The 23,891-nt window shown below is 64.5% G+C and carries 26 protein-coding genes; 11 read left to right on the top strand and 15 right to left on the bottom strand.

Annotated features, from left to right (window positions below):
• Positions 1-23: 23 nt before the first annotated feature.
• The 4 genes from O3298_RS19145 to O3298_RS19130 all read right to left on the bottom strand — a co-directional run bounded on the left by O3298_RS19145 (position 24) and on the right by O3298_RS19130 (position 3,284).
• Positions 24-815: an ABC transporter ATP-binding protein gene (locus O3298_RS19145; protein ID WP_077401587.1), complete on the bottom strand. Its 792-nt coding sequence runs from the start codon at positions 813-815 to the stop codon at positions 24-26.
• Between the two features lie 11 nt (positions 816-826).
• On the bottom strand, positions 827-1,636 hold the full coding sequence (locus tag O3298_RS19140; RefSeq protein ID WP_369811609.1) for an ABC transporter permease: 810 nt from the start codon (positions 1,634-1,636) through the stop codon (positions 827-829).
• A gap of 27 nt (positions 1,637-1,663) precedes the next feature.
• The gene (locus O3298_RS19135; RefSeq protein ID WP_099664875.1) at positions 1,664-2,665 is read right to left on the bottom strand and encodes an ABC transporter substrate-binding protein; all 1,002 of its coding nucleotides are present in this window, start codon (positions 2,663-2,665) and stop codon (positions 1,664-1,666) included.
• Between the two features lie 382 nt (positions 2,666-3,047).
• Positions 3,048-3,284, bottom strand: a complete 237-nt coding sequence (locus tag O3298_RS19130) for a hypothetical protein (RefSeq protein WP_289899237.1) — start codon at positions 3,282-3,284, stop codon at positions 3,048-3,050.
• A 479-nt stretch (positions 3,285-3,763) separates the two neighbouring features.
• On the opposite strand from O3298_RS19130, the gene O3298_RS19125 reads away from it, so the two are divergent.
• Both O3298_RS19125 and O3298_RS19120 read left to right on the top strand, forming a co-directional pair.
• The gene (locus O3298_RS19125) at positions 3,764-4,264 is read left to right on the top strand and encodes a winged helix-turn-helix domain-containing protein (protein WP_010396453.1); all 501 of its coding nucleotides are present in this window, start codon (positions 3,764-3,766) and stop codon (positions 4,262-4,264) included.
• 282 nt (positions 4,265-4,546) lie between these two features.
• Entirely contained in the window at positions 4,547-5,419 is an 873-nt protein-coding gene (locus tag O3298_RS19120) for a zinc-dependent peptidase (RefSeq protein WP_305060265.1), read from the top strand.
• 9 nt (positions 5,420-5,428) lie between these two features.
• On the opposite strand, the gene O3298_RS19115 is transcribed toward O3298_RS19120, so the two are convergent.
• Together O3298_RS19115 and O3298_RS19110 are read right to left on the bottom strand one after the other, a co-directional pair.
• Positions 5,429-6,118, bottom strand: a complete 690-nt coding sequence (locus tag O3298_RS19115; protein WP_305060264.1) for a LytTR family DNA-binding domain-containing protein — start codon at positions 6,116-6,118, stop codon at positions 5,429-5,431.
• Entirely contained in the window at positions 6,115-7,752 is a 1,638-nt protein-coding gene (locus O3298_RS19110; protein WP_305060263.1) for a histidine kinase, read from the bottom strand. Before O3298_RS19110 ends, O3298_RS19115 begins: the two co-directional genes overlap by 4 nt.
• A gap of 173 nt (positions 7,753-7,925) precedes the next feature.
• Between O3298_RS19110 and O3298_RS19105 the strand changes: the two genes are divergently transcribed.
• From O3298_RS19105 to O3298_RS19075, 7 genes are all read left to right on the top strand, one after another.
• Positions 7,926-10,058, top strand: a complete 2,133-nt coding sequence (locus O3298_RS19105; protein WP_305060262.1) for a serine hydrolase — start codon at positions 7,926-7,928, stop codon at positions 10,056-10,058.
• Between the two features lie 119 nt (positions 10,059-10,177).
• Positions 10,178-11,008, top strand: coding sequence for a transporter substrate-binding domain-containing protein (locus tag O3298_RS19100; protein ID WP_289911985.1), 831 nt, complete (start codon positions 10,178-10,180; stop codon positions 11,006-11,008).
• Positions 11,009-11,028: 20 nt separating this feature from the next.
• Positions 11,029-11,706, top strand: a complete 678-nt coding sequence (locus O3298_RS19095; RefSeq protein WP_305060261.1) for an amino acid ABC transporter permease — start codon at positions 11,029-11,031, stop codon at positions 11,704-11,706.
• A complete protein-coding gene (locus O3298_RS19090; protein WP_289919148.1) occupies positions 11,706-12,398 on the top strand; it encodes an amino acid ABC transporter permease in 693 nt (230 codons plus the stop codon). The genes O3298_RS19095 and O3298_RS19090 overlap by 1 nt, the downstream gene beginning before the upstream one ends.
• The gene (locus O3298_RS19085; protein WP_305060260.1) at positions 12,395-13,138 is read left to right on the top strand and encodes an amino acid ABC transporter ATP-binding protein; all 744 of its coding nucleotides are present in this window, start codon (positions 12,395-12,397) and stop codon (positions 13,136-13,138) included. The genes O3298_RS19090 and O3298_RS19085 overlap by 4 nt, the downstream gene beginning before the upstream one ends.
• A gap of 126 nt (positions 13,139-13,264) precedes the next feature.
• Positions 13,265-13,831, top strand: coding sequence for a glycine zipper domain-containing protein (locus O3298_RS19080; RefSeq protein WP_099664866.1), 567 nt, complete (start codon positions 13,265-13,267; stop codon positions 13,829-13,831).
• A gap of 196 nt (positions 13,832-14,027) precedes the next feature.
• A complete protein-coding gene (locus O3298_RS19075) occupies positions 14,028-14,387 on the top strand; it encodes a hypothetical protein (protein ID WP_077401630.1) in 360 nt (119 codons plus the stop codon).
• A gap of 21 nt (positions 14,388-14,408) precedes the next feature.
• Here O3298_RS19075 and O3298_RS19070 read toward each other — a convergent pair whose 3' ends face one another.
• Together O3298_RS19070 and O3298_RS19065 are read right to left on the bottom strand one after the other, a co-directional pair.
• The gene (locus O3298_RS19070) at positions 14,409-15,275 is read right to left on the bottom strand and encodes a universal stress protein (protein ID WP_251350762.1); all 867 of its coding nucleotides are present in this window, start codon (positions 15,273-15,275) and stop codon (positions 14,409-14,411) included.
• A gap of 86 nt (positions 15,276-15,361) precedes the next feature.
• Complete coding sequence (locus O3298_RS19065) at positions 15,362-15,682, bottom strand: hypothetical protein (protein WP_150130844.1); 321 nt, start codon at positions 15,680-15,682, stop codon at positions 15,362-15,364.
• A 232-nt stretch (positions 15,683-15,914) separates the two neighbouring features.
• Between O3298_RS19065 and phbB the strand changes: the two genes are divergently transcribed.
• On the top strand, positions 15,915-16,661 hold the full coding sequence (phbB, locus tag O3298_RS19060; RefSeq protein WP_305060259.1) for an acetoacetyl-CoA reductase: 747 nt from the start codon (positions 15,915-15,917) through the stop codon (positions 16,659-16,661).
• A gap of 180 nt (positions 16,662-16,841) precedes the next feature.
• Here phbB and O3298_RS19055 read toward each other — a convergent pair whose 3' ends face one another.
• The 6 genes from O3298_RS19055 to O3298_RS19030 all read right to left on the bottom strand — a co-directional run bounded on the left by O3298_RS19055 (position 16,842) and on the right by O3298_RS19030 (position 21,590).
• Positions 16,842-17,213, bottom strand: coding sequence for a TraR/DksA family transcriptional regulator (locus O3298_RS19055; protein WP_251350759.1), 372 nt, complete (start codon positions 17,211-17,213; stop codon positions 16,842-16,844).
• 109 nt (positions 17,214-17,322) lie between these two features.
• On the bottom strand, positions 17,323-17,739 hold the full coding sequence (locus tag O3298_RS19050; protein WP_289899228.1) for a VOC family protein: 417 nt from the start codon (positions 17,737-17,739) through the stop codon (positions 17,323-17,325).
• Between the two features lie 83 nt (positions 17,740-17,822).
• Positions 17,823-18,284 carry a hypothetical protein gene (locus tag O3298_RS19045; RefSeq protein WP_099664860.1) on the bottom strand — a complete coding sequence of 154 codons (462 nt, stop codon included), beginning with the start codon at positions 18,282-18,284 and terminating at the stop codon, positions 17,823-17,825.
• Entirely contained in the window at positions 18,269-19,087 is an 819-nt protein-coding gene (locus O3298_RS19040; protein ID WP_305060258.1) for a hypothetical protein, read from the bottom strand. The genes O3298_RS19045 and O3298_RS19040 overlap by 16 nt, the downstream gene beginning before the upstream one ends.
• Positions 19,088-19,175: 88 nt before the next feature.
• Complete coding sequence (otnI, locus tag O3298_RS19035; RefSeq protein ID WP_251350756.1) at positions 19,176-19,976, bottom strand: 2-oxo-tetronate isomerase; 801 nt, start codon at positions 19,974-19,976, stop codon at positions 19,176-19,178.
• Positions 19,977-20,219: 243 nt separating this feature from the next.
• Positions 20,220-21,590, bottom strand: a complete 1,371-nt coding sequence (locus O3298_RS19030) for a DEAD/DEAH box helicase (RefSeq protein WP_305060257.1) — start codon at positions 21,588-21,590, stop codon at positions 20,220-20,222.
• A 291-nt stretch (positions 21,591-21,881) separates the two neighbouring features.
• On the opposite strand from O3298_RS19030, the gene O3298_RS19025 reads away from it, so the two are divergent.
• A complete protein-coding gene (locus O3298_RS19025) occupies positions 21,882-23,603 on the top strand; it encodes a methyl-accepting chemotaxis protein (RefSeq protein WP_305060256.1) in 1,722 nt (573 codons plus the stop codon).
• A 16-nt stretch (positions 23,604-23,619) separates the two neighbouring features.
• On the opposite strand, the gene O3298_RS19020 is transcribed toward O3298_RS19025, so the two are convergent.
• Positions 23,620-23,862, bottom strand: a complete 243-nt coding sequence (locus O3298_RS19020) for a hypothetical protein (RefSeq protein WP_251350752.1) — start codon at positions 23,860-23,862, stop codon at positions 23,620-23,622.
• Between the last annotated feature and the right edge of the window lie 29 nt (positions 23,863-23,891).

The raw sequence follows: 23,891 nt of genomic DNA, 5'->3' as shown, positions 1-23,891 counted from the left end.
GTGCTAACTAATCAGACATACTATCAGTCTGCAGTACTTGCCATGGTCTCGGCGTTATGATGGCGCTGTTGCTCTTCCATCACCATCTCGCCCAGCATGCGCTTGAGGCGGTTGAACTCCGGGTCGCTCGGGTCGCGCGGGCGGGGCAGTTCGATGGCCACGTCGCGCTTGATGGTGCCGGGACGGTAGGTCATGACGATGGTGCGGTCGGCCAGGTAGATCGATTCCTCGATCGAGTGCGTGACGAACACGATGGTGGTGCCGAAGACTTTCCAGATTTTCAGCAATTCATCTTGCAGGTTGCGCCGCGTCAAGGCGTCCAGCGCACCGAACGGTTCATCCATCAGCATGATCGGCGAATCGAGGGCCAGCACGCGGGCAATCGCCACGCGCTGGCGCATGCCGCCCGACAAGTCTTTCGGGTAGCGGGCACGGAATTCCGTCAAGCCCAGCATGCTCAGCAGCATGTCGACCCGTTCCTTGATTTCGGCTGGCGTCTTGCCGGCGATTTCCAGGCCGAAAGCGATATTGCTCTCGATGGTCATCCACGGGAACAGCGCGTACTCCTGGAACACCATGCCGCGGTCCGGGCCGGGTTCGGTGATCAGCTTGCCGCCGGCCAGGATCTGGCCCGACGTCGGCTGCGAAAAGCCGGCGATGGCGTTGAGCAGGGTCGACTTGCCGCAGCCGGACGGTCCCAGCAGGCAGATGAACTCGCCGCTGGCGATTTCCAGGTTGATATCCTTCAGGGCGATGACGTCCGCGCCGCCCGTGGTGAAGATTTTATTGACTGCATTGATATTGATCGTGGTCATGGCCGTTCCTCTCAGTGTTCCAGGCCGCGATGCCACTGCAGCAAATGATTATTCAAGGCATTCATGGCCATGTCGATGGCCAGGCCGAACAGGCCGATGGTGAACATGCCGGCGATAATCTTGTCAGACCAGAAATATTCGCGCGCTTCCAGGATGCGGAAACCGAGGCCGCTATTGACGGCGATCATTTCCGCCACGATCACGACGATGAAGGCCGTGCCCATGCCGATGCGCGCGCCCGCCAGGATGTAGGGCGTGGCGGCCGGCAGGATGACGCGGCGGAACATGGTCATCTGGCTGGCGCCCAGGTTGCGCGCGGCGCGGATGTAGATGCCGTCGACCTGGCGCACACCGGCGATGGTATTCATCAGCACGGGGAAGAAGGAGCCGATGCTGATCAGGAAGAAGGCGGGCGGGTTGCCCAGGCCGAACCATAAAATGGCCAGCGGAATGTAGGCGATGGGCGGAATCGGGCGCAGCACCTGCACCAGCGGGTCGAACAGTTTATAGATGGTCTTGTTGGTGCCCATCAGCAAGCCCAGCGGCAATGCCAGGCCGGCGCCGATGGCGAAGCCGCCCAGCACGCGCGACAGGCTGGCCCAGGCGTCATGCGGCAACTCGCCGGAGAACATCCACACCAGGTAATTGCCCGCTTCGGGCGTGTAGGCTTCCATCGGCACCAGGTATTCATACCATTTCACCAGTACGGCCACGGGCGAGGGCAGGATTTGCGGGTTGATCCAGCCGAACGTCGACATGGCTTGCCACAGCAGCAGCACGGCCACGGGCACGGCGGCACCGTGCGCGAAGCGTTTCATCATTTGAATATTCATCGTGATACTTTCAGATTAGCGTGGTGCGTAGGATTTCTTGGCTTTTTCCAGCAGGTCCAGCTTGACCCAATCCTGTGCCGCAGGCGGTTTGGCCATGCGGCCGACGCCGAATTTCACCATGTAATCGGTGGTCAGCTGCACGTGGCTTTGCGTGATGTCTTCCGTGAAGATGGCGTTGTCGATGGCGTCGCGGTAATCCTCGGTCGTGATCTGGTTCTTGAACATCGATTCGCGCACGTATTTTTCCGCCAGTTTCGGGTCGGCCAGGAAGGCGCGCGTGGCGGCGACGAAGCAATCCATGAAGCGCTGGGCCACGGCAGGTTTCTCTTTGTACATCTTTTCCGTCATCACGAGGGCGCGCACGGGCTCGCCCAGCGGCGTGTCGTAAGGCTTGATGATGGCCGCGCCGTATTTCTTGTGGATCGCCTGGGTCGAGTACGGCTCGGACTGGCTCATGACGTCGATATCCTTGGTCAGCAGCGCCTGGTTCAAGTCCGGGTAGCCCATGTACAGGATTTGCACGTCCTTGCCCGGCTTGTCGGACCAGGTCAGCTTGGCCTTGGTCAATTCGGCAAACAGCAGGATTTCCTGCGGGCCGCCGCGCGTGACGCCGACTTTCTTGCCTTTCAGGTCGGCGATGCCCTTGATGTTCAGGTCGGGACGGCCGACGATCTGCACGCCGCCCTTGGCGAAGCCGCCCACCAGGTACACGGGCAAGCCCGTGGCGCGGCCCGTGATGGCCGCTTCCAGCGCGCTGGCGGACACGTCGATTTCACCGGCGATCATGGCCGGCACGATGTCGAGGCCCTTGGCGAAGATGCGCTCTTCAATTTTCAAGTCGTATTTGGGCGCGATTTCCTTCATGTAGGCGACGGCGCCGTAATGGGCGAATTTCAGGTTGCCCAGGCGGACCAGGTCGGCTGCATGGACGGCCAGCGGGAATTGCGCGGCCAGTGCGACGGCGACGGTCAGTGCCTTGGTGTTCAGGAAGGACGAGATGCGGAAGGTGCGTGCCATGCTGTTGTCTCCAAAAGGTAGATGGTTTTATATAGTGGGTCGGGCTGCCGCTCTGACGGCGGTTATGAAAATATAAAAGCATCTTCCGTGCCAGTGGAGCGCATTTTGACGTTTATTGCAAGTGATTGTTTATAAAGGTTTAATTTGAATCTAGTGAAAATGGGAAATGGCGAGATTCCGTCTTTCCGCACGACGAGGGGAAAGGCTGTGCGGATTGCCGCATTTTCGGAGCCGCATGCCGGTGAACCTTCAGGGCGTGGCCGACTCCAATCGTAAAAAAACGCGTTGCAAACAGGCTGGCAACGCGTAACTCCCCCGTGGAGTAGGGGTGGCGCCGCGCGGGCGCCCGTCTGAGGTCGTGTGCCGGCCTCGACTGTAGGCTTTACTTCGGCGCCGTGGCCGGCGGCAGGGCGGGCGCGGTGGCGGGATCGGTCAGCGGCGCAGGCGGCGTCGTGCTGCCGGAACCCGCGTCCGGCATGGCTGGCGTGACGGGGGCAGGCATCACTTGCGGGGTGGAAGCGGGATTGGGCGCCGTTTCGGGCAGGGGCGGCTCGGCCGGTTTCTTACAGGCGGACAGGGTGACAAGCAAGGCGGCGGCCAACAGGGCGGGCATTTTCATGATGTTTCCTTTGCAAGAGTCGAAGATTCGCGATGCGGGCGGCAGGCGCCGCGCGCGAAGCTTGAATTTATTGCAATGGCGTTTCCGCTTCTGTTCGCTATTTCACTTTGCGGTACGAATGGCGGCACAGGCTCGTCATGCCGGTTTTTTAGATGTCTTTTTTAGATGCCACGAGAGAAAGAATTCAGTAGGGCAATATTTTTCACTTTCTTGCTTCTAATGTTCGTTAACGCACAGACCGCAGCCGCCGACACGGGCATTCTGTGCCCAGACGCTCAGGATTCGTGGTGTTCTGGTATAAAAATTGCCAAGAACTTAACAATCCGGGCTACCGGCAATCGTTTAAAAGGAGTATTCAAATGCATGCAATGACTCAGTCTCACGTGAAGAGCGAATTAAAGGCAGCGCACCAGGAACTTCGTAGCCCCGAAAAAGGCTCGCAAATGGTAGAACGCGCAGCACCTACCCCCCCGGAACGCATGAATCCCATTTCCATGGCACCGATCGAGCGCGTGCGTTCGACGTCGGCCACCCTGCGCCGCATCGAAAACATGCAAAAGCTGATCGGCGAATTGTCGCTGCACGAGATGCTGGCCGACGAAATCGCCTGGTTCCTCAAGTTTTCGCCATCGGGCGCCCGCAAATACATCCGCGACCTGCGCGAAGCGGGCGTGATCGAACTGGCCCGCTACATCGAAGGCACCGCCACCTACCTGGGCAAGGCAGTGTACCAGCTGACGCCAGACCCTGAGCGCGTGCGCGCCTTCCTGGCCGCCATCGTCCAGCCAAAACGCGAAGGCGCGCCACCGCGCAAGGATCGTCCAGGCTTGCGCGAGCAAAGCATGGCAGGCAGCGGCCGTCACTTCCACATCCTGGCCGATGACACGCATTACGCCATCCGCGTCAACCGTGGCCCCGTGACGCGCGATCCGCTGGTGGCCGCCCTGTTTGGTGCGCCGCAGCAGAAAGCTGCCGAGTAATAGTTACGGCGCCTGAACGGCCGCCTGGCGGCTGGCGGGCGTCGCTTGTGGTTCGTATTATCAGACGCATGTCGAAAGCCGGGTTGCGACCCGGCTTTTGGCGTTGCGCCGAACCATCCGAGGTGAGTCGATTGAACGTGGTCTGATTGAAAAGACTGCAAGCATCCCCATGTGGGCTGGACTGCTGCCCGCGCCGTGCGGGTTCACTTGAAGGAGCTTGTCCTTGTCTGCCTACGCCGTGTTCTCCTGCATTGCTCCCATTGTCCTGAAACGGGCCGCCGCATGAACCCGCTGCTGTGGATCGCCCTCGTCACGGCGGCCATCGTCTTTTCGCTGTGGTTCCCCCGCTGGCGCCTGCAGCGGGCCCTGGCCAAGCCCTTGCCGGCCGCGGGCCTGGCCGTGCTGGAAAACAATATCCCCGTCTATAAGCATATGCCGGCGCCGCTGCAGGAGCAGTTGCGCCGCCTCGTCGTGCAATTCCTGTATCAAAAGAAATTCGTCGGCTGCGGCGGCCTGGAAATCACGGACGAGATGCGCTATACGATTGCCGGCCAGGCTTGCTTGCTGCTGCTGAACCGCCAGACGCAGGTGTATCCCGAACTCGACACCATCCTCGTGTATCCGACGGAATTCATCGTCACGCGCAATGAAGTGGGGCCGGGCGGCGTGGTGACGCCGTCGGCGAATGGCTTGCTGGGCGAATCCTGGGGCGATGGCCGCGTGGTGCTGGCCTGGGACCACGTGCAGCGGGGCGCGGCAGACTGGAGCGACGGCCACAATGTCGTGCTGCATGAATTCGCCCACCAGCTCGACAGCGAATCGGGCGCCGCGAATGGCGCGCCCTACCTGCCCAGCGTGTCGAGCTACCGCAGCTGGGCCACCGTGCTGTCGCGCGACTTCGACAACCTGCGCCACGACGCCATGTACCAGCAGCAAAGCGTGATGGACCATTACGGCGCCACCAATCCCGCCGAATTCTTTGCCGTGGCCACGGAAACCTTCTTTGAAAAGCCGTACCAGATGGCGGAACACCATGAAGAACTGTATGCGCAATTCTTGCAGTACTACAAGGTCGACCCGCGCGACTGGATGGCGCCGCCCGTGGAACCCGAACACATGACCTCGCCATTCCCCAATTACGCCCCGCACTGGTAAGCGGAAACGTCAGCCCAGCAGCCGCTGTTTCAGCGCGGGATAGCTGCTGCGCGACACGGGGATGCCCGTGCTCGTCTGCGTGTCGAGCGCGTATTTGCCGCCCGCGCCGATCTGCAGCCGCTTGATGCCCAGGCTGTTGACGATGTAGGAGCGGTGCACGCGCAGGAAGTGGGGCGGCAGCAGGGCCATGAGCTTGTCGATAGGCAAGTCGTGAAAGCACTGCTCGCCGCTGCACAGCACGATATTGCTGTAGTGGCCATCGGCTTGCACGTGGTCGATGTCGGCCATGGCGATCCATTCCAGTGCCCCCCGTTTCTTGACGGCCAGCGAGGCCGCTTCCGTGTGCCGCCCCGTATAGCGTTGCAGCGCCTTGTGCAGGCGTTCGCGGCTGAAAGGCTTGGCGACGAAATCGAGCACGCCGAATTCGAAGGCCGTGATCGAGCGTTCCGCGTGGGCCGAGACGATGATGGTCTGGAAGCGCGCATCGGCGGCCAGACGCAGCAAATCATAGCCGTCCGCGCCATGCAGGTTCAAATCCAGCAGTAGCAGGTCGATCTGCCCCTGCGCCAGGGCGGCCAGCGCTTGCGGCACATTGTCATGCAGTACGAGATTGCGGAGGCGCGCGCCGAAATGCGCGCGCACTTCGCGTTCGAGGCCTTGCGCGATCAGCGGTTCATCTTCCAGTATCAACACATTCATGGCGCCGCCGGCAAGGTAAAGGTGAGGCGCCAGCCTGCCGGATGCTGTGCGCAGGCATAGTTGGCCGCATCGCCGAACACGGCGTGCAGGCTGGCGCGGATGTACTGTTCGCCCACGCCGCTGCCTGCATGGGGGCGCGCCTCGCCTTCGGGCAGCAGCAAGGTAAGTATTTGCGTTTGCGCATGTTGTGCGATGCGCAGGATAAAGGCCGCGCCGTGGCGGTAGCGGTTGTGGCTGAACGCATTTTCCAGTGCCGTCAGCAACAGGGCGGGCGGCACGGTGATGCCGGCCGCCTCGCCGTCGAGCTGCAGGCTGCACGGCTGCTGCAGCCGCGTGCCCATGATGCTCAGGTAATTCTCGCACAGGGCCAGTTCCTGCGTCAGGGCAATGCTGGGCTGCTGCGCGAATTCGTTGAGCATGCGCAATTCGGCCCCCAGCGCTTCGATGAAGGTTTCGGCCGCCTGCGGCGATTGCGCGTTGAGTTCGCTGATCAGGCTGAGGGAATTCATCAGGAAGTGCGGTTGCATGCTTTTGCGCAAGAGCTGGTTTTCCAGCTGCTGGGCGCGCGCCGCCTTGCTGCGTTCGCGCAATAGCTGCGCCAGCAATTGCGCGCATACAGGCAGCAGCAGGAAGCACACGACGAGGGCGAAGCCGCCTTCGGCAAACTGGCTGCCCGTCAGCAGGAACAGGGCGCACGACGCCAGCGCGATCAAGGTGCCGCCGCGGCTGCCCGGCAGGCGGCGCCACAGGGCGCCCAGGTTGAGCGCCAGGCTCGCCGCCAGGCCCGTCAGAAACATCAGCCAGCAGCGCGCGTCGAAATGCGTGGGCAGCGCGCCGGCCAGCGCGATGCCCGCCAGCAGGACCGCCGCCGCCAGCGGCCAGCGGGGCAGGCGGTAAGCCGTATAAAAATACAGGGGCAGCAAGGCGGAAAACAGCCAGGTCAGGGCGCTGACGGCGTACAGGCGCGGCATGTGCGAGGGATAGGCATAGCCGGCAAAGCTGCGCCACAGTTCCGCCACCAGCAGCAGCGCCGCCGCCAGGCACAGCGCCGCAAACATGGCCCAGTGCCGCTGCCGCTGGTACAGTACCGTCAAGGCGAGAAACAGCAGGGCGACGGCGCCCAGCGCCCCGGCCAGCAGCAGTGGCGGCAACCGGTACCAGGCCAGCGCCGCGCGGTAATCGTGCCGGTCGACCAGGTACAGCGCATAGAATGGCGATGCCAGGTGGGCCGGCGCCTGCTGCGTCGACAGCAGCAGGCGCAGGTGGTGTGTGCCCATGGCCAATTGCTGCGGCCTCAGGTGGAGGGCGAAATCGACGTCGCCCGCGCGTTCCCCGCTGGCCTGGCGAGCCGGCTGGCCATTGCTGCCGATCAAGACCCCATCGAGCCACAGCTCGCTGGCAGCCAGCGCCGACAGCACCAGCAATTGCGTCGACGACGGCGTGGCGGCCAGGGCGACATCGCGCTCGACGCACAGCAGCTGGCCCGGCCGGACCAGCTGCTGCAGCGAGGCGGGCGCGGAAGGCGTGTTGCCGCAGGTGCGCCAGCCGTCGTCCAGCGAGAGCGGATGCATGGCGCAGGCGAAAGAGGGCAAGGCCAGGCAGCACAGCAGCAGGTAGCGGAAGAGGGAGGGCATGGCGGGCATTGTAGCTGCTCATGTGCTACTCCTTTGCAACATTTTCATCGACGCCGGTGCCGTTCGTGCGGGCCACGTGCATTTCGTGCACGGCCCGCCAACGGCGTGTGGAAGACACTTACCATGCATCAGCGCCGTGCTGTGCACACGGCCCTCACCATGGAATCATGACTATGCAAAGCAGCAAATACTACGGTTTCGCCGGCGCGCTGGCGCTGTTCTGCGGCGTGGCGCAGGCCGCCTCCGCCCCATCCTCTGTTTCACCCGCTGCTCCTTCCGCCGCGCTGGCCGCGCGCCTGGCCGATTTCGACGGCTGGGCGGCCCGGCGCATGGGCGCGGAGCGCATTCCGGGCGTCACCGTCGGTTTCAGCCAGGGCGACGTGGAATGGGTAAAAGGCTACGGCTATGCGGACCTGGAAAACCACGTGCCGGCCACGGCCCAGTCCAGCTACCGGTTGGCGTCCGTCACCAAGCCCATGACGGCGGTGGCCATTTTGCAACTGGTCGAACAGGGCAAGATCGACCTGGATGCGCCCGTGCAAACCTATGTGCCGTATTTTCCCGTCAAGCCGTTTCCCGTGACGGTGCGCCAGCTGCTGGGCCACCTGGGCGGCATCGACGCCTACCGCGACAGCAGGGTGGAACAGCATTTCAAGGAGCACAAGGATACGCGCCAGTCCATCGCCGTCTTCGAGCAGTTCGACCTGATCGGCGAACCGGGCACGCGCTTCCGCTACACCAGCTATGGCTACAACTTGCTGGGCGCCGTCATCGAGAGCGCCTCAGGCGAAAGCTATGGCGGCTACATGCGGCGCCACGTGTGGGGGCCGCTGGGCATGGACGCCACCGTGATGGACGACCCGGACGCCGTGATCGCGCACCGCGTGCGCGGCTACCGGCTGGCCGGCAAGGAGTTGAAAAATTCGGAATTCGTCGACATCAGCAGCCGCTTTTCGGCCGGCGGCACGCGCGCCAGCGTGCCTGACATGCTGGCCTTCGGCCGGGGCGTTCACGCAGGCAAGATCCTGTCGGCGGCCAGCGTGGCCGCCATGGTGCAGCCGATGGCCACGCGCGCGGGCCGCTTGACGAATTACGGCATGGGCTGGGAAATCCTGCCGACGGGCGGGCGCTACGCCATCGCCCACAGCGGCCAGCAGCCGGAAACCGTTACCTACCTGTACAGCTTTCCTTCGCGCAAGCTCACCATCGCCGTCGCCGCCAATCTCGAGCGCGTCAATCCCGAGGCCTTCGTGCAGCGCCTGTTCGAAGTCGTCACGGGTGAACCGTGGCAGCTGAACACGTATATCGCCGACGCGGGCGCGCAGCGCGCCTACCAGGTGGCGCAAGGCCTGTTCGAGGAGGGCCGGGCCTACGCCGAACGCACGGATCAGGCGTATGCCGATGCGGCCGCCACGCGCGCAGCCTTCACGCACATCAACCGCCAGGCGCTGGCGCCCGACGCCCAGGCGGCGCGCGCCTACATCGAGGCGGCCCGCCATCCCGCGGGCGGCCGCGTGTTTCTCGTGGCCGGCGCCAGCATGGCCGGGGCCTTGCGCGCATCGGGCGTCGACCTGAATACCTACTCGCGCGGCGGCGCGCTGGCGTTTGCGCGCGACTATATCCGCTTGTCGCAAGATGCAAAGGCCGGCACCGTGCCCCGTTTCGATCCCGCCTTCGAGCAAGCCATCGTGGCCCTGGCCGCCAGCTGGGACCGCACGGCCGCCATCGCCTGGCCGGCCGCACCCGCCTCGGCATCCATCGCCGCCCTGGATAGCCGGTTGCGCACGGCCTTCCGCGGCCAGCGCGCCTATCCCGATTTCGTGCCCGAACTGCTTGATCTGGCGCAAGCGTCGGCCGCGCGCGGCGAGGCGGACGCGGCGCTGGCGGCCAGCCGTCTGGCCGTGGAACTGTATCCGCTCAGCGACCGCGCGCATGCGCTGCACGGCTTGACCTTGTTGCGCGCCGGAAAGACGGAACCCGCCCTCGCGGCCCTGCGCCTGGCGCTGGCCCGCGACCCGCTGGGCGCGGCCAGTCCGGCGGCGCTGAACGGGGAAGCGTACCGCTTGAAAGGCAGCGGCGCCGTGGCGCAAGGCATGGCCGTGCTGCAGGCGGCCGCCAGCCTGCATCCGCGCGACGCGAATCTGCAGGACAGCCTGGCCGAGTTTTATGTGGAACAAGGCTTGCGCCCGCAGGCGGTCGAGGCGTACAGGCAGGCGCTGCAGCTCGACCCCCGCTATCCGGGCGCCGTGGGGGCCAGGGCGGCGATCATCCGACTCGGCGGCGAGACGAAGGCGCTGGCGCCTTAGTTGATGTCTTCGTTGATGCCTTAGATGAATTCTTCATAAGCAAGGGTGAAAAGATTCCTTTTTGGAAATAAGAGCGCTGCGGTCTAATGGCGGCATTCATTGTCCACCAGAGGAATTCCATGCAGACCCGTCTTCATTTCGCCGCGCTTCTTTTTACCTCCATCGCCTTCACGCAGGTGGCGCAAGCGGACCAGCTGGCCGCCATCAAGGCGAAGGGCGAGCTGGTCTGCGGCACCCTGGGCACGGACGAGCCGAACAGTTTTATCGACGCCAAGTCGCGCCAGCTGGTCGGCTATGAAGTGGACCTGTGCCGCGCCATCGCCCAGGGCCTGGGCGTCAAGCCGGTGATCAAGCAGCTGGCCGTGGCTGCCCGCATTCCGGAACTGCAGCAGGGCCGCATCGATATCCTGACGGCATCCTTGACGCACAACAAGGAACGCGAAGCGCTGGTGGATTTTTCCCTGTCCACGTTTTACACGGGCCAGCGCGTGCTGGTGAAAAAAAGCAGCAATATCACGACGGTTGCTGGCCTGGCCGGCAAGAAAGTGCTGACCGTCAAGGGCGGCACGCAGGAACCGAATATTCGCAAGGCCGTGCCCGGCGTGGACGTGGTGACGTTCGAGACGGCGGGCCAGGCCTATCTCGGCTTGCAGCAAGGCAAGGGCGTTGGCTATGTCGACGATGAAGTCTCGCTGCTCAACAACTACGCCAAGCTGGGCGCTGCGCAAAAGGATTACATTGTGCTGCCGCAAAACATCAGCCAGGAAGTGTTTGCCTTCGGCATCCGCAAGGGCGAGACGGGCGTGAAAACCGCCGTCGACAAGGTGCTGCGGGAGCTGGAAAAGTCGGGCGAGGCGGAAAAACTGTTCTTCAAATGGTATGGCCCGACGAGCAATGTGAAATTCCAGAAACGCACATTTAAAATTGAATCGGACAAGATCGACGCCTGAACCTTGCCTGACTCTTCCGCATGTTTGATCTGAACTTTTTGCTGGCCGGCGACTACCGCGACTGGTTGCTGTCCGGTTTGCTGCTGTCATTGCGCCTGATGGGCATCACCTTGCTGTTGTCGCTGCCGCTGGCGTGCGGCGTGGCCATGCTGCGCCTGGCGCCATCGCGCCTGCTCAACGGGCTGGGCGCCGCGTATGTCGAGCTGATCCGCAACGTGCCCTTGCTGGCCCACTTCCTGTTCTGGTATTTCGGCGCGCCCGAACTGTTGCCCGACGCCTGGAAGGAGCGCTTGTATGCCGGCAATATCGAAGCCGTCAGTGCCGTCACGGCCCTGACTTTATATACGGCCGCCTACATGGCGGAAGACATCCGCAGCGGCATCCGCGCCATTCCTGCCCAGCAATTCGAGGCGGGCCGGGCGCTGGGTTTCGGCTTTCTCGCCACCATGCGCCTGTGCATCGTGCCGCAAGCCTTGCGCCTGGCCGCGCCGCCGCTGCTGTCGCAAACCCTGAACCTGTGGCAAAACACCAGCATCGCCACCGTCATCGGCGTGGCCGAGCTGATGTACCAGACGCAGCGCGTGGAAGCGGCCTCGTTCCGCAGCGTGGAAGCGTTCGTCTTTGCCAGCGCGGCCTATCTGGCCGTTTCCCTGCTGATCGCGGGCCTGGCGGCCTTGCTGCAAAAGAAGGTGTCCTGATGCTGGAACTGATCCACGATTACTGGCTGTATTTCCTCGTCGGTCGCTATCCCGAGGGGCCGCTGGGCGGCCTGGCGCTGACGGTGCTGCTGGCCAGCCTGGCGCTGGTGCTCAGCCTGCCGTTCGGCTTGCTGCTGGGGCTGGCGCGCCTGAGTCCCTGGCGCCTGCTGCGCTGGCCCGTCGCCGCGCTGATCCACGTGGTACGGGGCATCCCCTTGCTGCTCGTCATCTTCTGGGCGTATTTCTTCCTGCCCAGCATCACCGGCCATGAAAGCGGGCAATTCGGCACCATGCTGGCGGCCCTCGTCATCTTCGACGGCATTTATCTGGCGGAAATCGTGCGCGCCGGCGTGCAAGCCGTGCCGCGCGGACAGGTGGAGGCGGCCCGTTCGCTGGGCTTGAACTATCTGGACAGCATGCGCACGGTGGTGCTGCCGCAGGCGCTGCGCCACATGCTGCCGTCCCTGGTCAACCAGTTCGTCTCGACCATCAAGGAAACCTCGCTGGGATACATCATCGGCCTGGCCGAAGTGTCGTTCATCGCCTCGCAAGTCAATGGCCTGGTGCTGACGAAACCCGTGCAAGTGTATTTCTTGTTGGGCATGACGTACTTTGTTTTATGTTTCAGCCTGTCGCGCGCCGCCTTCTGGCTCGAGCGGCGCCAGGCGCGACTCTTGAAAGCGGCTGCATGATTACCTTTGACAACGTCAACAAATACTATGGCGAGTATCACGCCTTGAGCGGCATCAATGAACACGTCGCCAAGGGCGAAGTGCTGGTCGTGTGCGGGCCGTCCGGTTCCGGCAAGTCCACCCTGATCCGCACTATCAACCGGCTGGAACCGATCGCCTCGGGCCGCATCACGGTGGCGGGCCAGGACATCCACGCGCCGGGGCTGGACGTGAACGCCTTCCGTTCGCATATCGGTTTTGTCTTCCAGCAATTCAACCTGTTTCCGCACCTTTCCGTGCTGGACAATTGCGCGCTGGCGCCGCAGCGCTTGCGCGGCCTGAGCCGCAAGGAAGCGGAAGAGCGGGCGCTGGCCCTGCTGGAACGGGTGGGCCTCGCGCACAAGGCGCGCGCCATGCCGGCGGCCCTGTCGGGCGGGCAGCAGCAGCGCGTGGCGATTGCCCGCGCGCTGGCCATGCAGCCGCCGCTGATCCTGTTCGATGAACCGACCAGCGCGCTGGACCCGGAAATGGTGGGCGAAGTGCTGCAAGTGATGCGCGACCTGGCGCAGGGCGGCATGACGATGGTGTGCGTGACGCATGAAATGGGCTTTGCGCGCGAAGTGGCGGACCGCGTCTGGTTCATGGATCACGGGCAAGTGCTGGAACGGGCCGCGCCCGAGGATTTCTTTGCGCGGCCTCAACATGCGCGCGCGCAACAATTCCTGTCGGATATCCGCAGCCCCTTCAGCGCGTCTGCTTGAGTGAGCATATGATTGGGCATGGGAGTAAGCGGCTGTGTGCGTAAGCGAACGGTATCCTGGCGTTGTCTGGCGCACGCTATCGAGGCGGCGCATGGTGCGCCAGCAGCCGACGAGGAGGGCCGTATCATGTCACGCATCATCGCAGGTCATTTTCAGTTGCAGGAGCAGATCGACGTCGCGCGCGCCGCGCTGAACCAGGCGGGCTTTTCCGACAGCCGCATCAGCGCCTTCTTTGTCAACCAGCCGGGGCAGCATGATCTGCACGCGCTGGGCGGCGACCGCGACATGTCGCCGGGCGCGAAGGAAACGCCGGAGGGCGTGGTGGAAGGCGTGGCCGTCGGGGCCGCCTTGGGCGCGGGCATCGGCGCGGCCACCGCCCTGGCGACAGGGCCGCTGGGGCCGGTCGTCGGGGCGCTGGTGGGCGCCCACGTGGGCTCGCTCTACAGTTTCAACAAGATGAAGGAAGCGGGCGAAGCCGAGAAGAATGGCGAAGACAACGGTGAAAACCGCCGCCAGCCACGCCATCCGGGCATGCTGATCGCCGTCGCGCTGGGCGGCCTCGACGAGCGCGAACGGGCGCTCGAGGCGCTGCACCGGCTGGGCGCCGAGCATATCGAGGAAGCGGAAGGCACGATCGCCAATGGCGACTGGCATGATTTCGATCCGCTCAGCATTCCCGTGCTGGTGGCGTGAATTGGCGCTTCTGTGGCGCAAGATGCATAAATTCCGCGCTGCATGAAATTTAGGTATGATCCTTGTTAGTATGAGTAATTATTGGTAAACAATGCCGACAGGGATAGTTTCCGCGCGCCCGAAGTGACACTGGACCAAGGTGACTGCCCGTAGTACTTGCCTCGCATGCTAACGAGTATGGATAGGAGGGCGCGTCATGACACAGGCATGGTTCATTCTGACACGGGCCGATGGGCGCGACATCTGCGCGCCCTCGCCGGCACAGCTGGCCGATGCGCTGGCCGAGGTGTACCGCGGCGGCGCCGTCACGCCGGACGGCAGCCCGGCCGCCGTCCTGTTGCGCTTTGGCTACGACGATGGCTTGATGTATCAGGTCGAGGTCGCTAGCGGAGGCGAAGTCACTTTCGAGGAATGGTCGGACCGCGATTGTGAAATCGCCCTGGCCACGCCGCGCCACATGTCGGCGCTGCCGCAGGACGCGGCCCTGCAGCTGTGGCAGTGGCTGGCGCAGCGCCAGGTGGCGAAGATCCGCAGCCAGCCCTGGCAGGGCGGCTAGTCCTGCCATCAGTCCGCCCGCCTAGTGCGCCATCAGCACGGGGATCGTCATGCTTTGCAAGATCGTGCGCGTGACGCCGCCCAGGATGGTTTCGCGCAGGCGCGAATGGCCATACGCTCCCATCACCAGCAAGTCGGCCGACAGGTCGGCCGCCTGCGACAGCAGCGCTTCGCCGATATCGCCGCGCCGCACGCCACCGCCATCGAGCAAATGCAGCCGCGCTTCCACGCCGTGGCGCGCCAGGTAGTGCGTCAGTTCGGCGCCCGGCTGTTCGCCGTGCTCGGCGGCGTGCACCTGGGCGTCGAAGATGGCCACGTGGACTTGTCCGGCGCGCTGCAGCAGGGGCAGGGCGGCGCTCACGGCGCGGCTCGCTTCCTTGCTGGCGTTCCAGGAAATGAGCACATTGCGCGCGGCCGCCGGCGGCGCCAGCCGGGGCAGCGGCGGCGCATACGGCACGATCAGCACGGGGCGCCCCGAATGCAGCAGCACATAGGCGGGAAAGTCGCGCATCACGGACGGCGATTTATCGCTGGCATTGTATTGACTGATGACAACCAGGTCCGCATAGCGGGCCAGCAGGCTGATGCCGCCCGCCGCCTCGTCGTCGAGCACGCGCTGTTCGAACGAAGCGACGCCGGCCGCGCGCACCTGCGCCTCGAAACCGTCGAGGGCGCGCGTCGCCCGCTCGCGCAGAAAATTGAGGTGCAAGCTCAGGTTCGGGTCCGCATCGAGGTCGGGCTGGTTCTGGTACAGCAGGCGCGACACGCCCGTCAGCGCCACGCCCGTCAGGTGGCCGCCGCACGCCTGGGCGATGCTGGCCGCCGCGTCGATGCGGGCGGCGCGCCCGGCGCTGTCGTCGATGTGGAGCAATACGGTCTTGTATGTCATGGCCTGTCCTCTCGCTGTGCAGTAGTGGCCATTCTGGCACAGTCCCGGGTGCCGGCCGCGCACGACTGCGGCCGGTGCTTGTTGCCTCAGCTCATGGCGATGATGATGATGTCGGCGTCGCAGTTGCGGTAATGAATCACGATGACGATGACGCGCCGCAATTGCGCCGCCTTTTGCGCCACCTCCAGCATGGCGCGGCTGGCGCGGTTCTTCATCGTCACCTGCACTTGCGAGGCATCGCTGACGGGAATGCCCATGGCTTTCAGCGCCGCTTTCGGATTGGCCATCAAGGCCAGCGCATGCTGTGGATCGAGCTCCGCCTGATGCACGGATTCCACGTCGCTCATGCCGGGATTGATATCGTTGAACAAGTCCCTCAATGCTTCTGTGTCGTCCTGGATTTCCATCGCGTTCTCCCTGTGAATCCTACCGTCAAGCAAGGTTTGCACGACCTGCCTGTCGAGGTGCCATCACCTCTTTGAGGAGTATAATTTTGATAATTGTCTCTGCATGGATGCAGCGCAGACGGACGCTGCAATACGCAGGCTCAGCCTTTGATCTGGCGCAATGCCCGCTTCAAAAGTGCCACCTACACTTGATCCCACGCAGAACAACCATAACAAGCGGGGAGAGACAGCAATGAAGGAACAAAAGGTAGCACTGGTCACGGGCGGCATGGGCGGCCTGGGCACGGCCTTGTGCCGGCGCCTGCATGCGGCGGGCTTTGCCGTCGTGGCCGCGCATACGCCGGGCAATGCGCGGGTGGGCAGCTGGCTCGACGAACAACAGGCGCAGCAGTATTATTTCCACCCGCTGGCCCTCGACGTGAGCGATTTCGATGCCTGCAGCGATGCCGTGGCAAGCGTGCTGGCAAAGTTCGGTCGGATCGACGTGCTGGTCAACAACGCCGGCATCACGCGCGACCAGAGCATGCGCAAGATGGAATTGCCGCACTGGGCCGAGGTCATGCGCACCAATCTCGACAGCCTGTTCAACATGAGCAAGCAAGTGCTCGAACCGATGCTGGCCAACCGCTGGGGCCGCATCATCAATATCTCGTCCGTCAATGGCCAGAAGGGCGCGTTTGGCCAGTGCAACTATGCGGCCGCCAAGGCGGGCGTGCACGGCTTCAGCAAGGCGCTGGCGCTGGAAGTGGCGCGCCACGGCATCACCGTCAACACGGTCTCGCCCGGCTACCTGCGCACGCAGATGGTGACTGCCGTGCCGGCCGACATCCTGGAAACGAAGATCCTGCCGCAGATTCCCCTGGGCCGCCTGGGCGAGCCGGACGAGGTGGCGGCCCTGGTGGCTTACCTGGCGTCCGACGAGGCGGCCTTCGTCACGGGCGCGAATATCGCCATCAATGGCGGGCAGCACATGACTTAGGCAAGCTGGCAGCTTGCAGGAGGGCAATGGCAGTAGAGGAGACCCGTCCACCCAGCCCGCGCACAGAAGCTGGCGGGGGACGCAAGGCAGCAGCAAGGAAGGAAAGCAGGGGGCAGGGCAGCGATGCCTTGCCCTTTGTCATGCAGCAACGGCTGGTGACATGCCGCGCCGCTGCCCGGCCTAGCGCTGGGCTTTTTCCAGCCGCGTCTGGCAATCGATGCACAGGCGTGCTTCGGGGCGCGCATTCAGGCGCGACAGGCCGATGGCTTCGCCGCAGTTGTCGCACAGGCCGTAGCTGCCGTCGGCAAACTTGGCCAGCGCGTGCTTGATGATGGCCAGCTGCGCCACGTTGTGTTCGGCCGCTTCGCTGACGAGGGCGTTCAAGGTGCGCACGCTGGCGTTGTCGGCCGGCGAGGCTTCGATTTCATTGAGCAGCGAGGCGCGCGCGTCCGCTTCGGCCGCTTCATTCTCGATTTGTTCCAGCAACGCCAGCTTGCGTTGCTCCAGCACGCCCTGCAGGCGCTGCAGCTGGTCTTGCGGCAATCCATTCATGGCCATCACCCGTTAAGAGTCTGTCCTATATGGTAGTCCAGGATGGGCGACTCTGCTTGCGCTACCACCCGCGCCGCGTTTGACGCGGCGCAGGCTGGCAGCGGCCGTTCTATGCTGGTTCTTTCAGGCAGTTGATCATCCAGGCGACGCCGAACTGGTCTTTCAGCATGCCGAAGCGCTTGGCCCAGAATGTTTCCGCCAGGGGCATCTGGATGGTGCCGTCGCGCGCCAGCGCGTCGAAGGCCCGTTCCGCCTCTTCCGGCGTGTCGACGGTCAGGCAGATCGCGCTGCCGCTCATGCCCTTGGCGCCCTCGTCGCAGCCGCCGTCCGAGCCCATCAGCATGGTTGGCCCCAGCTGCACGGAGCCGTGCATGATCTTGTCGTACCAGTCTTCCTTGACTTGCTCCTGGGCCGGCGAGCCCCGATACGGCATCAGGCACAGGTCGCTGCCATGCAGGTGCTGGCGGTAGTATTCCAGCGCTTGCGCGCAGTTTCCATCGAATTGCAAATACGGTTCGATACGCATGTTGGTCTCCTCTGGTCATCGTCCCGCAGGCACGATTGCCAGGCGGGGACGTCCCAGTATAGGCGCTTGCCAGCCGATTTCAATCAGTCCGGCGCCATCTCTTGCAGCCGCTCACGCACCTTGCCCAGGGCGCCGAGGATGCGCTCGGGATTGCCGGCGAGGACGGCGCTGCCCAGGTGCAACAAGCTCGTCGCCAGGCTGATCCAGTGCCGCACGTCGTCGTTGCGGGCGATGCGCAGGCGCACCGTGTCGAGCAGGCCGCTGAGCTGGCGCTGCGCCGTTTCCAGTCCCGCCACCGTGTGCCCGGCCGCATCGGCATACAGCTGGTTGGCTTGCTGGCGCAAGGCCACTTCCAGGGCGAAGACGGCTTGCGCCTGGCTCAGACTGATGCCGTTTCCCCCCTGGCTGGCGCGCTTGCGGATGGCGCGCATGACGGCGCCGTGCAAGGTGACGGCCGCCTGCGACAGGCTGTCGGCCAATTGCTCGACGCGCATGGCGCTGCTGAGAGCCGCTTCGCGGCGTTCGCTGCCTACCGATCCGTCCATCTTGCCTCCGTGGTGGTGAGGGCGGCGGCAAGCTGGGCGTGTTCGCGCCCCAGTGCCGCCAGTTGCCGGCGCGCAAGGGTATGGCGCAGGCCCGCCAGGCGGTATTCCTCGGTTTTGCTTTGCTGCATGTTTTTCGCCAGCACGGCCAGCAGGCGCTGCTGCGGCGTGTCCGCATACGCGATTTCCACGTCGAGCAAGCCGAGCACCATGTCGCGCTCGTTATCGCCGCTCTTGTCGTACAGCGCCAGCAAGCTGTCGAGCGCGGCCAGCAGGGCTTGCAGCGGCGCATCGCCTTCGTGCAGCACTTGCGCCAGGTGCGCCTGCTGGCCGGCCGCGCCGCCCAGGCGCGATAGTTGCTGCAGCAACAAGGTGTAGGCGCTGACATGGCGGTCGTCGATGCCGCTGCCCGGCCAGGCGCGGATGGCGGCGCCGGCGCCGGCCAGTTCGGACTGCACGTCATACGCATCGGCATCGGCTAGCCGGCCCAGCGCCTGCAGGTACAGGCGCACGGCCTGCGCCAAACGCGCCACGTCCGCCTGTGCGGCGCGGCGCTGCGCATCGAGCAGGCGCTCGCGCGCGTCTTCGGCCGGCGACAGATAGGGGCGGGCGCGCTGGTAAGTGTCCACGTGGCGCTGCGCCAGTTCGTTGAAGGCGGTCAAGGCATCGGCGCCGGCAGCCAGGGCGCGCACTTGCGCCAGCTCGGGGCGCGCAGTGGCGCAGCCGCACAGCGCGGCAGCCAGGAAGAGGCTCAGGTACAGCTTCAGGCAAAGGGCGCGGCGATGGCGGGCGGGCAGGGTGGACACGGCACCTCTCGACAGGAAATACTGTATGGAAAGGTATTGTCGTGCCGGCTTGCGCGGGCCGCCTTGTGCGGGCGCAAGCGCGCTGCGATCAGGCGCCCAGCGTGCCCGCTGTGCCCGTCAATTGCTCGCGCCAGCCCAGTCCCGCGACGGTATCGCTGGCGGGGCGGTATTCGCAGCCGACCCAGCCTGCGTAGCCGACCTGGTCCAGCAGTTTGAACAGGTGGCGGTAGTTGATCTCGCCCGTGCCCGGTTCGTGGCGGCCCGGCGTGTCGGCGATCTGGATGTGGCGGATCAGGGGCAGCAGGGCGCGGATGGTGTTGCTCAGTTCACCTTCCATGCGCTGCATGTGATAAATGTCGTATTGCAGGAAGACATTGCCGCGCTGGCAGTCGGCGATGATGTCGGCCGCCTGCTGGCTATGGTTCAGGAAGTAACCGGGCATGTCGTAGCGGTTGATGGGCTCGATCAGCACGTTGATGCCATGCGGACGGCAGGCGTCGGCCGCATATTGCAGGTTGGCAATCAGGCTTTGCCGCGCCCGCTCCAGGCTCATGCCGGGCGGCACGATGCCGGCCATGCAGTGCAATTGCTTCGCCCCCAGCGCCAGCGCGTAATTGAGCGCCAGTTGCACGTTGCCGCGGAATTCTTCGCCGCGGCGCGGATCGCAGGCGATGCCCCGCTCGCCGTGTTCCCAGTCGCCGGGCGGAAAGTTGAAGAGGGCCAGATGCAGCTGGTGGCGTTCCAGCCGCATGGCGATCTGCCGCGCCTCGACGGCATAGGGGAAAAGAAATTCGACGGCATCGAAGCCCGCTTCCCTGGCGGCGGCAAAGCGGTCCAGGAAGGGCAGTTCGGTAAACATCATGCTGAGGTTGGCAGCGAAGTTCGGCATGGCAGCACGCAGGTGAGGATGATGGGCACTATCCTAGCCCAAATCGGCAAATGGTGGCGTGCATAAAAAAACCGTCCCGGAAGCAAGTCCTGGAACGGTCTTATTGTATTTTTAATACGGGAAAACGGGGCCTGAAAGCGTAGCGAGCGGGAGTGATATTGCGTCGAGTCGCGCAGCCGTACAAGAGTACGGCGAGCAACGCAAACGCCATAGCGCCCCGCGCAGTAGCTTTAAGGCCGCGTTTTAACGGCCGCGGCCGCCGGAGCGATGGTTCGCCGCCGAACGCGGCGCATTGCCCGAACGGTTGCCGCCGCCACCGCCGCCCGATGGGCCGGCGCTGCGTGGCTTGGCGCCGCTGCCGCCCGTTTTCACGCGCACCACGGTGCCCGCTGGCGCGCGGCTGTTGTTGCGGTGACCGCCGGTGCCGCTGCGCAATTGCACAGGCTGGGCGCGGGCGTTCAGGTCCGGCTCGAAGCCTTCGATGACTTCGCGCGGCAGGGTTTGCTTGATCAGCTTTTCGATGTCTTTCAACATTTCGTGCTCATCTACGCAAACCAGCGACACGGCTTCGCCCTTGGCGCCGGCACGGCCCGTGCGGCCGATACGATGCACATAGTCTTCCGGAATGTTCGGCAAGTCGTAGTTGACGACGTGCGGCAACTGGTCGATATCGATACCGCGCGCGGCGATGTCGGTGGCGACCAGCACTTGCAGGGTGCCATCCTTGAACTCGGACAGCGCGCGCGTGCGTGCCGACTGGCTCTTGTTGCCGTGGATGGCCAGGGCGCCGATGCCGTCCGCGCCCAGTTGCTCGACCAGTTTATTCGCGCCATGCTTGGTGCGCGTAAATACCAGCACTTGCGTCCAGTTGTTCGACTTGATCAGGTAGGACAGCATCGGGTGCTTCTTGTCGCGGTCGACGGGATGGATCTTTTGCTTGATCACTTCCACGGTCGAATTGCGGCGCGCCACTTCGATCATGGCCGGCTTGTTCAGCAAGCCGTCCGCCAGGGCCTTGATCTCTTCCGAGAACGTGGCCGAGAACAGCAGGTTCTGGCGTTTTGGCGGCAGCACGGCCAGCACTTTCTTGATGTCGCGGATGAAACCCATGTCCAGCATGCGGTCGGCTTCGTCCAGGATCAGGATTTCCACTTTCGACAGGTCGACGGTGCCCTGGCCCATATGGTCCAGCAAGCGGCCCGGCGTGGCGACGAGGATGTCGACGCCATGTTTCAGTTGCTTGATCTGCGGGTTGATGCCGACGCCGCCGAAGATCACGGCCGAGTTCAATTTCGTGTACTTGCTGTAGGCGCGCACGCTTTCCTCGACCTGCGCGGCGAGTTCGCGCGTCGGTGCCAGGATCAGGGCGCGGATCGGGCGCGTCGAGGTGTTGCTGGTGATGGCCGCGCCATTGGCGTCGGTCGACAGGCGGTGCAGCACGGGCAGGGTGAAGCCGGCCGTCTTGCCGGTACCGGTTTGTGCGCCGGCCAGCAAGTCGCCGCCAGCCAGCACGGCGGGAATCGCCTGCGACTGAATCGGGGTCGGCACGGTGTAGCCGTGTTCGGTAACGGCACGTACGATAGCGTCGGACAATCCGAGGGAGGAAAAGGACATGGTAACTTTATTGTGAGATCGGCCTGTCGCCATCGTGGGGCGCCAGTCGCAGGCAATCAGATTAGGGGTCGAAAGACAGCGGCAAGGGGACTGGTCATATGTGCCGCACACGCGAAGTATAACAGCATGGCAAAAACGCGCCTGTTTTGTTTCAGGTTTGCAATGCCGCAAGTAAAGAAAAATGCGGCAAGGGCGCGCTGCCCTGGCGTAAATCTGGGTAGAATTCCCGCCTGCACCCCTTGCGCGGGGGGATCGCCGCGCTGCCGGGGTTCTTGTTCCTGGAGGAATACCATGCGCATTGCCGACCTTCGCATCGCCACCCGCCTGTACGGCGGCTTCGGCGCCATTGTCTTGCTGCTGGCCGTCCTGGTCGCAGTGGCCACCTTGAATTTCTCGAAACTGGCCGACGCCAACGCCATCAATACCCACACCTACCAGGTGCTCGGTGAAAATGACGCCATCCTGGAAAGCCTGATCAATATGGAAACGGGGCAGCGCGGCTACGTGATCACGGGCGCGGAGGCGTCGCTGGAACCCTACGCCGTGGGCAAGACTTCGTTTCGCAGCCACCTCGACAAGACGCGCGCCTTGACCAGCGACAATCCTGTCCAGCAGCAACGCCTGGCGAAACTCGATGCTGCCCAGCAAGCCTGGCTGGCCGGCGCGCTCGACCCCGTGATCGCGCTGCGGCGCGCCGTGGCGCAGGGCACGGCCGCCATCGAGCCCGTGCTGGCGCTGGAAAAAGAGGGCCGGGGCAAGCAGGGCATGGACGCCATGCGCGCGTTGCTGAAGGAAGTGGGCGACGCGGAAACGGCGCTGCTGGCGCAGCGTTCGCAGGCGCTGGCGGGCTTGCAGGCGCAGACGCGCTGGGTCTTGCTGGGCGGCGGCGCGGTGGCCATGTTGCTGGCCGGCATGATCGCCATGTGGCTGGCCAGGAATATCAGCCGGCCCCTGCGCTCGGCCATCGAGGTGGCCAGGCAGGTGGCGCAAGGCGACTTGACGGTGCCGGTGGCGGTGGGCTCGAAGGATGAGACGGGCGAGCTGATGCAGGCCTTGCAGGACATGACGGCCAGCCTGCTGCGCATCGTCACCGAGGTGCGCAGCGGCACGCAAACCATCGCCACGGCCTCGCGCCAGATCGCTTCGGGCAACCTCGACCTGTCGGCGCGCACGGAACAGCAAGCCAGTTCGCTGGAAGAGACGGCGTCGTCGATGGAAGAACTGACGGGCACGGTCCAGCAGAATGCGCAGAACGCCCACGAAGCCAATGGACTGGCCGCGTCGGCCGAGTCCGTGGCAGGCAAGGGCGGCGCGGTGGTGGCGCAGGTGGTCGACACCATGGGCTCGATCAACGATTCCTCGCGCAAGATCGTCGACATCATCGGCGTGATCGACGGCATCGCCTTCCAGACGAATATCCTGGCCTTGAACGCGGCCGTGGAAGCGGCCCGGGCGGGCGAGCAGGGGCGCGGCTTTGCCGTCGTCGCCACGGAAGTGCGCAACCTGGCACAACGCTCGGCCAGTGCCGCCAGGGAAATCAAGGCCCTCATCAACGATTCCGTGGCACAGGTGGAGAGCGGCGCGCGCCTGGTCGACGAGGCGGGCCGCACGATGCACGAGATCGTCGACAGCGTGCACAAGGTCAGCAGCATCGTCGGGCATATCTCGGCCGCCAGCGACGAGCAGCGCTCCGGCATTGAGCAAGTCAACCGGGCCATCGGCCAGATGGACCAGGTGACGCAGCAAAATGCTGCGCTGGTGGAAGAGGCGGCCGCGGCGGCCGAAGCCATGCAGGAGCAGGCGGCCCGCCTGGCCGACGCCGTGGCCGTGTTCAAGGCGGCGCAGGCGGCCGCCACGCCGGCGCTGGCGTCCCGTCCCGCCGCGCGCCGTCCAGTGCCGCTCAAGGCGGCGCGCGCCGCCGTCCGCCTGCCCGCCAAGGGGGCGCAGCCCCATGCGCCGCAAGTTTCAGCCAGGAAACAGCGTCCGGAGGACGATGCGTGGGACGAGTTCTAGGGCGAGCGCCGCAAGCCTAGTCGTCGACCTCCGCGACGGCGTAGTCCACGCCCTGCGCATCGAGCCAGGCGCGCACGGCGTCCAGGCCGTGCCACGGTTCCGGGCGCAGGTACTGGCATACATACAGGCCGGCCTCCGTCAGCCTGGCGTCCGTGCCGGGCATGCCGTCGGCCGCCTGCGGCAGCGCCGCCAGCAGTTGTTCGATGTGCTGGCGCTGGCCGGCCGTCAGGCTGGCCGCGATCCTGAATTCAAATCCCATGTTTTCCTCCGTGCGATTGGTTGCGGTGC

It is taken from the genome of Janthinobacterium sp. SUN137, assembly GCF_030587265.1.
GTDB lineage: Bacteria > Pseudomonadota > Gammaproteobacteria > Burkholderiales > Burkholderiaceae_D > Janthinobacterium > Janthinobacterium kumbetense.
The sequence above is the reverse complement of the archived record's forward strand: the minus strand, read 5'-3'. Positions and strand labels throughout refer to the sequence as shown.